The 8,988-nt window shown below is 35.9% G+C and carries 7 protein-coding genes; 6 read left to right on the forward strand and 1 reads right to left on the reverse strand.

Translation table 11 applies throughout. The features are described from left to right. Nucleotides 1-4 precede the first annotated feature (4 nt). From DKG80_RS09735 to rny, 6 genes are all read left to right on the forward strand, one after another. A complete protein-coding gene (locus DKG80_RS09735) occupies nt 5-430 on the forward strand; it encodes a YkvA family protein (protein ID WP_162555791.1) in 426 nt (141 codons plus the stop codon). Next, nucleotides 411-602, forward strand: coding sequence for a hypothetical protein (locus DKG80_RS09740; RefSeq protein ID WP_109831136.1), 192 nt, complete (start codon nt 411-413; stop codon nt 600-602). Before DKG80_RS09735 ends, DKG80_RS09740 begins: the two co-directional genes overlap by 20 nt. Before the next feature lie 190 nt (nt 603-792). Next, nucleotides 793-3,207, forward strand: a complete 2,415-nt coding sequence (gene pheT, locus DKG80_RS09745) for a phenylalanine--tRNA ligase subunit beta (protein WP_109831137.1) — start codon at nt 793-795, stop codon at nt 3,205-3,207. Between the two features lie 2 nt (nt 3,208-3,209). Continuing rightward, complete coding sequence (locus DKG80_RS09750) at nt 3,210-3,506, forward strand: hypothetical protein (RefSeq protein WP_109831138.1); 297 nt, start codon at nt 3,210-3,212, stop codon at nt 3,504-3,506. Between the two features lie 9 nt (nt 3,507-3,515). Continuing rightward, nucleotides 3,516-3,800 carry a cell division protein ZapA gene (locus DKG80_RS09755; RefSeq protein WP_109831139.1) on the forward strand — a complete coding sequence of 95 codons (285 nt, stop codon included), beginning with the start codon at nt 3,516-3,518 and terminating at the stop codon, nt 3,798-3,800. 52 nt (nt 3,801-3,852) lie between these two features. Then, the gene (rny, locus tag DKG80_RS09760) at nt 3,853-5,418 is read left to right on the forward strand and encodes a ribonuclease Y (protein ID WP_109831140.1); all 1,566 of its coding nucleotides are present in this window, start codon (nt 3,853-3,855) and stop codon (nt 5,416-5,418) included. Between the two features lie 242 nt (nt 5,419-5,660). Here rny and DKG80_RS09765 read toward each other — a convergent pair whose 3' ends face one another. Beyond that, entirely contained in the window at nt 5,661-6,977 is a 1,317-nt protein-coding gene (locus DKG80_RS09765; RefSeq protein WP_109831141.1) for a voltage-gated chloride channel family protein, read from the reverse strand. Nucleotides 6,978-8,988: the final 2,011 nt, after the last annotated feature.

Consider the following 8,988-nt stretch of genomic DNA (forward strand, 5'->3'; position numbering starts at 1 on the left):
TATGATGGAAGAGAGCAAAAGAGGTTTTAAGAAATATACCAAGCGAGCTGCCGAGATTCTTGCAGACAATGCTCGTGTTCAAAGTTTAACTCATCAAGCTACGGATTATTTAAAGTCAATAGTTGAGAATAATGATAAGCTAAAAGATTTCTCAGACAAAGTGTACACTATGGTAAGAATGGTGAAGTCTCAGGTCACCGGTGAGTATACCGTATTTCCTTGGAAGTCATTGATGCTTGTAACTGGGGCACTCCTTTATTTTATTACTCCTACAGATCTAATCCCAGATTTTCTTCCTGTCATAGGTTTGACAGATGATATCGCCATAGTTGTTTGGATTTTTGACAGTATTAAGGAAGATGTCGAACTTTTTGAAACTTGGGAAAATACTATTGAAGTAAAGCCGATCAATGAATCCAAAGAAGCTTAATCGTATAGCCGTTTTTATTGGCTTTATAGTTTTGGTCTTTATGACTGCTCAATTTCAGAAGACCTATCAGAACGGAGACCCCAAATGGAACTATCTATTTATGGCGTTTGGAATGGCTATCATGCTGTTATTTAGTTTGTTTGGTAAGTTTTGGACTCGAAAAAAGAAATGACTAGTTCTCAAATCATCAAACGCAAAGTCTTTCTACTGAGTAACATTTAATAAAGTTTAAAGCATTCCAACTTCACCATTCACTTTTTCAATTAATTTTACGCCCTGTTTTTGAGAAGCTACTACGATAGCTAATTATAATAAGATGAAAATAGCGGTCAAAGTATAACGACCGACTAAAATAATAATACATGAAGATTTCACTGGATTGGCTGAAGCAATACATAGACTTAAACGAAAGCGTTGAAGAAATTTCTGACGTTTTGACAAGTACCGGATTAGAGGTAGAAGGACTAGAGGATTTTGAAGAAATCAAAGGTGGTCTAGAAGGTCTAGTAATAGGTGAAGTATTGACTTGTGAGAAACACCCGGATGCGGATAAACTTAGTAAGACGACTGTTGATATTGGAGATGAGGAAGCATCACCGATTGTTTGTGGTGCACCTAATGTAGCTGCTGGTCAAAAAGTAGTAGTTGCTACAGTTGGGGCAACACTATATCCAGTTTCAGGAGATTCATTCAAGATTAAAAAAGCTAAGATACGAGGTGAGGTTTCGTTGGGGATGATATGTGCCGAAGATGAGATTGGGTTAGGAGAATCACATGATGGCATTATGGTATTGGATACGGATTTACCTAATGGAACTCCAGCCAAGGATTATTTTAAACCTTCGGAGGACAAAGTGTTCGAAATTGGTCTTACACCAAATAGGGCAGATGCAGCCTCTCATTTTGGGGTAGCAAGAGATTTGAAAGCTGCTTATGGCCATGATGTTTCTTTACCTGATATTTCGGACTTCAGTGTTGATAATAATTCTAAGCCTGTTGAGGTGATAGTTGAAAACACAGAAGCTTGTCCTAGGTATTCTGGATTGACTATCTCTGGTGTTAAGATTACTTCATCACCTTCATGGCTTACTGCAAGATTGAAGAGCATTGGACTAGCTCCTATAAACAACGTAGTTGACATTACGAATTATGTACTTCATTCTTTAGGACAGCCACTACATGCATTTGACCTCTCTAAAGTAACTGGAGATAAAATTGTTGTAAAGACACTACCAGAAGGAACTCCTTTCATCGCTCTTGATGAAAAAGAAAGAAAACTGAATGCTAAAGACTTAATGATTTGTAATGAGTTTGAAGGTATGTGTATAGCTGGTGTCTTCGGTGGAATTGAATCTGGAGTTTCAGATTCTACTACGGATATTTTCTTAGAGTCAGCATATTTTTCAGCGGACTATGTGAGAAACACTGCTACAAGACATCAGTTGAAAACGGACGCATCCTTTAGATTTGAGAGAGGTACAGATCCAAATATGACAGTTAAAGCTCTGAAATGGGCTGCCATTTTGATTAAAGAAGTAGCAGGAGGGGAGATTTCCTCTGATGTCATAGATGTTTATCCAGAGACTATTCAGGATTTTATTATTCCTGTAAAATATAAAAATATTGATCGATTAGTCGGAGTAGAAATTCCTCATGATCGCATCAAAGAAATATTGACTAACCTAGAAATCGGTATTCAAGACGATACAGATGAAGGGTTTACTTGTGTTGTTCCTCCTTATCGAGTAGACGTAACCAGAGAGGCAGATATCGTTGAGGAGATCTTGAGAGTCTACGGATATAATAATATAGAACTGAGTCAAATAAATGGCACTAGCTATTTAGCAAATTACCCATCGCCAGATAAAGATAAAATTCAAGAAAAGACAGGTTTGTTCTTGTCATCAAATGGTTTCAATGAAATGTTGGCTAATTCTCTTACTACTCCAGATTATGTTGAAAAAACTGGATATTGGAATAGAGAAGAGTCTGTTGAAGTTCTAAATAAACTCAGTGAGGATCTTGGAGTGATGCGTCAGACACTTGTGTTTTCTGCTCTAGAAGCTATGAGGTACAATATCAATAGAAAGCAAACTAACTTAAAATTTTTTGAATTCGGGCGAACTTATTTTAAACTGGATGGAGGCTACAAAGAGTTTGAGAAACTTTCTATATCCATGACAGGTGCGAAAACAGAAGAGAGTTGGAATGTAGGAAATGGAGTAGTTGAATTTCACGACTTATCCTTGATCATTCAGAAACTATTAAGCAAGTTTAATATTAAGGACGCCGATTCAATACCCACTGAAAATAAAATGTTTGAATACGGATTAGATATTTCTATCAACAATGTTTTACTAGGTTCGTTTGGGAAGTTGAATAAGAAAGTACAAAAGCTAGTAGATGTTTCGCAAGAAGTGTTTTATGCAGAACTCGACTGGTCTAAGCTTGTAAAACAATACGGGAAGAAGATTACTTATAAAGAGGTTTCTAAATTTCCAGAAGTAAGAAGAGATCTATCACTAGTGATTGATAAAAATGTTACTTTCAAAGAAATCATGGAGATAGCAAAGAAAGAAAGTAAGCGCTTGGTTAAACGAATCAATGTATTCAGTGTTTATGAAGGAGAAAACATTGGAGAAGGTAAGAAATCTTACGCTTTGAGCTTTATATTACAGGATGATAATAAAACGCTGAATGATAAGACTATTGACAAAACAATGAAAAGTCTTATTTCAAGTTTTGAAAATAACATTGGCGCTTTAATTAGAAAGTAATTATGTCTGACAATCACCTTAGGTCTGCACTCACTACACTAGAACGAAAAGTCATTTTGCTTATAGGAAATAACCAAAAACTTAAGCAAGAGAACGATGCGTATAGGGCTGAGTTGGCTGAGGTGAAAGCAAAATTGGCAGATCGTGAAGGTCAATTAGAAGGATTTCAGAATAAGGATAAAATAAGTAAAATTGTGAATGGCATGGTCACAAGCGAAAGTGATCCTGAGCAATTAGGAGACATGCTAGATGAATATATAAAAGAAGTTGATAAGTGTATCGCTCAGTTGAGTGAATAGTATATCTCAATGACGGAATTATCAATTAAAATAAAAATAGGAAACAGAGAATATCCGATGAAGGTATTAGCCAGTGAAGAGGCTAAAATACGTGAAGCGGGTAAAAAGATAAATGATAAGCTAAAGTCCTTTCAAGACCAGTTTGGGATTGATGATAAACAGGATTTACTGGCTATGGTGGCTATTGATAGCTATGTTGAACTGTTGAACAGTAGTGAGGTACGACAAAACACCGATGAAGTAGCCATGGATCAAATAGATAAGCTAAACCGACTCATCTCTGCTGAACTATAGACAGTTCATTTAGCATAGCACGCTAGTCTATGCCATGATAATTATATATATCATGGATAGTACATTGTTTATTGTAATCTACATATTAGGAGGAATAGCCATAGGCTATGTGGTGAGTACTTTTCTGGTAAAGAAAAGCCGCCAAAAAGTTATTTCTGAGGCTGAGAGCCAAGCGGAGATCATCGTTAAAGAAGCAAAACTTAACGCTGATAGCATTAAAAAGGATCGAATTCATGAAGCTAAGGAGAAGTATCTGAAGTTGAAGTCTGAGTTTGAAGATGAATCGAACAGAAAGAAAAACCAGATCATAAATAATGAAAATAAGGTAAAGCAGAGAGAAAAAGACGTATCTAAACAGATAGAGCAGTATAAGCGTAAAGAGGCTGAGTTAGAAAGTCAGAAAGAGAATTTAGAAGCTCAAATGCAAATCGTAAAACAACGAAAGTCTGATCTTGAAAAAGCTAGACAAGAGCAAACTAAAGCATTAGAGAAGATCTCTGGTTTATCAGCAGAAGAAGCCATAACTCAGCTCAAAGAAACCCTTAAAGATGAGGCTAGGTCTAAGGCTTCTTCTCACATCAAAGATATTATCGACGAGGCTAAGTTGACTGCTACTAAAGAAGCAAAAAAGATCGTTATTCAGACTATCCAGAGAACTGCTACAGAACATGCCATTGAAAACTGTGTATCGATATTCAATATTGAAAGTGACGATATTAAAGGTAAAATCATAGGGCGTGAGGGTAGAAATATTCGAGCACTGGAGTCTGCTACCGGGGTAGAAATTATAGTCGACGATACTCCAGAAGCCATTATTATTTCTGGTTTTGATCCAGTAAGAAGGGAAGTGGCTAGACTATCTCTTCATAGGTTGGTAAGTGATGGAAGAATTCATCCAGCAAGAATTGAAGAAATTGTATCTAAAACCACTAAGAACATTGAAGAAGAAATTGTAGAGATTGGAGAAAGGACAGTTATAGATTTAGGAATTCATGGACTACATCCTGAATTGATTAAGATGGTCGGAAGAATGAGGTTTAGATCTTCCTATGGGCAGAACTTACTCCAACACTCTCGAGAAGTTGCTAAGCTTTGCGCGACGCTAGCTTCAGAACTTGGTCTGAATGCCAAACTAGCTAAGAGGGCTGGATTGTTACATGATATTGGAAAAGTATGGCCGGAAGAACCTGAGCAGCCACATGCTATTTTAGGTATGGAGTTGGCCAAGAAATATAAGGAACACCCTGACGTATGTAATGCAATTGGTGCTCACCATGATGAGATTGAAATGACAGCGATGATTTCTCCATTAATTCAAACCTGTGATGCTATATCTGGTTCTAGACCAGGAGCTAGACGAGAAATCATGGAATCTTATATCAAGCGTCTCAAGGATTTAGAAAACCTAGCATTGAATTTTGATGGTGTTCATAAGTGTTATGCTATTCAAGCTGGTAGGGAACTTCGAGTATTGGTTGATTCGGAGAATGTATCAGATCAAGAAGCTAATGATCTTGCATTCAATATTTCAGCTAAAATAGAAAGTGATATGCAGTACCCAGGTCAGATCAAAGTAACTGTGATTAGAGAAATGAGGGCTGTAGGATACGCAAAATAAGTTTATAAACTATTTTCAAATAAGCCTATTCCAACGTAATAATTGGGATAGGCTTTTTTATTGTGAATTTTTAAGTGTTAGGAGTCTTTGGAAATTAGAGAGCTGAACCGTTGAAAAGAAAAAAGCTCCAAGACAATGTCCCGGAGCCAGCAGCATTTGAGAAAAATTATAGTCTAAAGATACAGTTAAATATGTTTACAAACCTTGCAAAACGCTCTCATTTTTTATCAATTTTATTTTTTTTAATCTCCTAGCGTTTTTTCGACTGTTTGTTCCTTGTGAGTTTTAGAAATTGCAATTCGTTGAGAAGAGTAGATTCCAGAGTGTCCACTGAAATAATAGGCCGTGAAACAGGCTACTGCATAGTAAGTTATGTTTTCGGCACCGAATAATTCTATCCCCATTATTGTACAAGCTAAGGGAGTATTTGTTGCACCAGCAAACACTGCTATGAATCCCAAGCCCGCCATCAAGTCTACTGGAGCACCAGTCCAAAAGGCAATTGCATTACCCAAAGTTGCACCAATAAAAAATAAAGGAGTTACCTCTCCGCCTTTGAATCCCATCCCCAAGGTGATAGCTGTAAGAATTAACTTCCAGAACCAACTCAATTGGTCTACACCGTCCACTTTAAATGCATTTATGATACTAATTCCGTCACCATTGATAGTGTTGACACCTAGGCCTAAGTAATCAAAAGTGCCTAAGGAATAGCTAATACCTATAACTAAACCAGCGCCTATTACTGGTATTAACCATGGTGATGGAATAAGTTTTGAACTTAAATCTTTGATGCCATGTGATAGTTTGGAAAATAAAAAACTAGCCAAGCCAAAAAGAACAGAAGCTCCAATAACTATCGATAGTAGCTTCAAGTCAAAATGTATAAAACTGATACTATTAAAAGTTTCCTTCGCGGAATATTCAATAGTATAATGTGTGTGATGAATAGGGAAAGCTGTACATGTAATATCTGCTAATAAGCTTGCTGCCAGACATGGAAGTAAAGCATTGTATTTGATTCTGCCAATTGCTAATACTTCAAGGGCAAAAATAGCGCCTGTAACTGGAGTGCCAAATACAGCACCAAATCCAGCTGCCATTCCTGAGAGAAGAATAATTTTAGTATCCTCGTTGTTGAGTTTTAATGTCTTTCCTACGAAGGCTGCTATACTTCCTCCAATTTGAACGGCTGTTCCCTCACGACCAGCTGAACCTCCAAAAAGATGAGTGATGACGGTGGATATTAATACTAATGGAGCCATTCTAAAAGGAATGCCACCTCCAGGTTTATGTATTTCATCCATTATTAGATTATTTCCTGCAGCTGAATTTTTACCAAAAAATCTATACATTATATATATCGCTATTCCAGCAAATGGCAAGAAGTAGATGATCCACTGATTATTCCATCGAATAGTTGCAGCCCATTCCATTAGCCATAGGAACAGTGCAACTAAAGATCCTACTATTATAGATACAGGTAGAACCAATAGAATCCATTTGAATAAATGTTTGCCGATTTGAATTTGCTCGGAAGGGAAATTTGATTGAGTCATAGTGCAAAGAGAATAAAATTATGACGAATCCTAAAGATGATGAATGCTACTACTAAAATGAAAAAGACCTAGCTGAAAAAGTCAGGTCTTTTCGATGGAAACCACATTTTGCAATCTCCCATCCAGAAGGTTAGAAATTATTAGGTCGATAATTAGACATCAGTTTAGGTCAATTAGATAAACAAGTAAATTGGTCAGGTTAATTAGATAGTAGGTAGATCTGGTCAGGTCTTAACTAGATATATGGTTGGTCATCTTAGATTAATTAGAGTTCTCTTCAAGAAACTTTAGAACTATGTCCTAAAGCCAGCAGCATTTAAGAAGATTATGTTTCAAAGGTGATGAGGGCTAGCTTACGAATCCTGCCAAAATACTTACGAATTCTGCCAACCTTCGAAATACGGCTAAAAAGTGGGTTTTTCTCAAAAATTATTTGACGTTGATTCGAATATTTAATCCTGCTTCAATAAAAAGATACAGACGCTTAACATAGAGGAATAAAGGCGGGATTATGAAGGGGGTTATCATTGGTCTACCAGAAGAATTGTTGGTAGAACTGAGTGAAATCATCAAATCAAGCATACAGTTATATTAAGAATTAAACATTGTATTTATTTGATTTGGCTAAAATGAAAAAGACCTGACTGCAATAGCCAAGTCTTTTCAATGGAAACCACATCTTGCAATCTTCCATCCAGTAGGTTAGAAATTATTAGGTCAATAATTCGATATCAGTTTAAGTCAATTAGATAAACAAGTGAATTGGTCAGGTTAATTAGATAGTAGGTAGATCTGGTCAGGTCTTAACTAGATATATGGTTGGTCATCTTAGATTAATTAGAGTTCTCTTCAAGAAACTTTAGAACTATGTCCTAAAGCCAGCAGCATTTAAGAAGATTATGTTTCAAAGGTGATGGGGGCTAGCTTACGAATCCTGCCAAAATACTTACGAATTCTGCCAATTTTTGAAATACGGCTAAAAAGTGGGTTTTTTCTCAAAAATTATTTGACGTTGATTCGAATATTTAATCCAGCTTCAATAAAAAGACACAGACGCTTAATATAGAGGATTAAGTAGGGGGGCACTATAAAGGAGTTTTATCATTGGTCTACCAGAATTGTTGGTAGAACTGAGTGAAATCATCAAATCAAGCTTACAGTAATAGTAAGAATTAAATATTGTATTTGATTTTGGTTAAAATGAAAAAGACCTGACTTCAATAGCCAAGTCTTTTCAATGGAAACCACATCTTGTAATCTTCCATCCAGTAGGTTAGAAATTATTAGGTCGATAATTAGACTCAGTTTAGGTTAATTAGATACTAGGAAGATTAGATCAAGCCAGGTCTTAATAGATACATGGTTGGTCATCTTAGATTAATTAGAGCTTTCTTAAGTAGCTCCAGAACTAAGTCCCGGAGCCAGCAGCATTTGAGAAAAATTATGCTCCAAAGATGAGGTGTGCTGACTTTCAAATCCTGCCAAAATACTTTCATATTCTGCCAACCTTCTAAAAATGAATAAAAAGCAGGTTTTTTTTCAAAAGAATATTGGTCGATCACGATGAGATTTCTAAAAAGTAATTGCTAATTCTCTAGCACAATATCAACACTAACTTCAAACAAAACTGATCAACCTGATTTTGTTAAAACTTCGATAACAGAATATTGAACCGTATAAAGTGTTTATTGATTTTGTATTTGTTCGGGTAGGGGAGATTAATCGAACCAATTAAGAGAATAAACTTATGAGAGATTTTAAAAGCGATGTTCAATACCAATGAAAATGAAAAAGACCTGACTGCAATAGCCAGGTCTTTTCGATGGAAACTAAATCTTGAAATCTTCCATCTAATAGGTTAACAATTAGGTTAACAATTAGGTTAACAATTAGGTTAACAATTAGGTTAACAATTAGGTTAACAATTAGGTTAACAATTAGGTTAACAATTAGGTTAACAATTAGGTTAACAATTAGGTTAACAATTAGGTTAACAATTAGGTTAACAATT

The organism is Reichenbachiella versicolor (assembly GCF_003171675.1).
In the GTDB taxonomy this organism is placed as follows: domain Bacteria; phylum Bacteroidota; class Bacteroidia; order Cytophagales; family Cyclobacteriaceae; genus Reichenbachiella; species Reichenbachiella versicolor.

Coding starts and splice junctions, on each gene's coding strand:
- DKG80_RS09735 (WP_162555791.1), top strand. CDS start 5: ATGGAAGAGAGCAAAAGAGGTTTTAAGAAATATACCAAGCGAGCTGCC.
- DKG80_RS09740 (WP_109831136.1), top strand. CDS start 411: ATGAATCCAAAGAAGCTTAATCGTATAGCCGTTTTTATTGGCTTTATA.
- pheT (WP_109831137.1), top strand. CDS start 793: ATGAAGATTTCACTGGATTGGCTGAAGCAATACATAGACTTAAACGAA.
- DKG80_RS09750 (WP_109831138.1), top strand. CDS start 3,210: ATGTCTGACAATCACCTTAGGTCTGCACTCACTACACTAGAACGAAAA.
- DKG80_RS09755 (WP_109831139.1), top strand. CDS start 3,516: ATGACGGAATTATCAATTAAAATAAAAATAGGAAACAGAGAATATCCG.
- rny (WP_109831140.1), top strand. CDS start 3,853: ATGGATAGTACATTGTTTATTGTAATCTACATATTAGGAGGAATAGCC.
- DKG80_RS09765 (WP_109831141.1), bottom strand. CDS start 6,977: ATGACTCAATCAAATTTCCCTTCCGAGCAAATTCAAATCGGCAAACAT.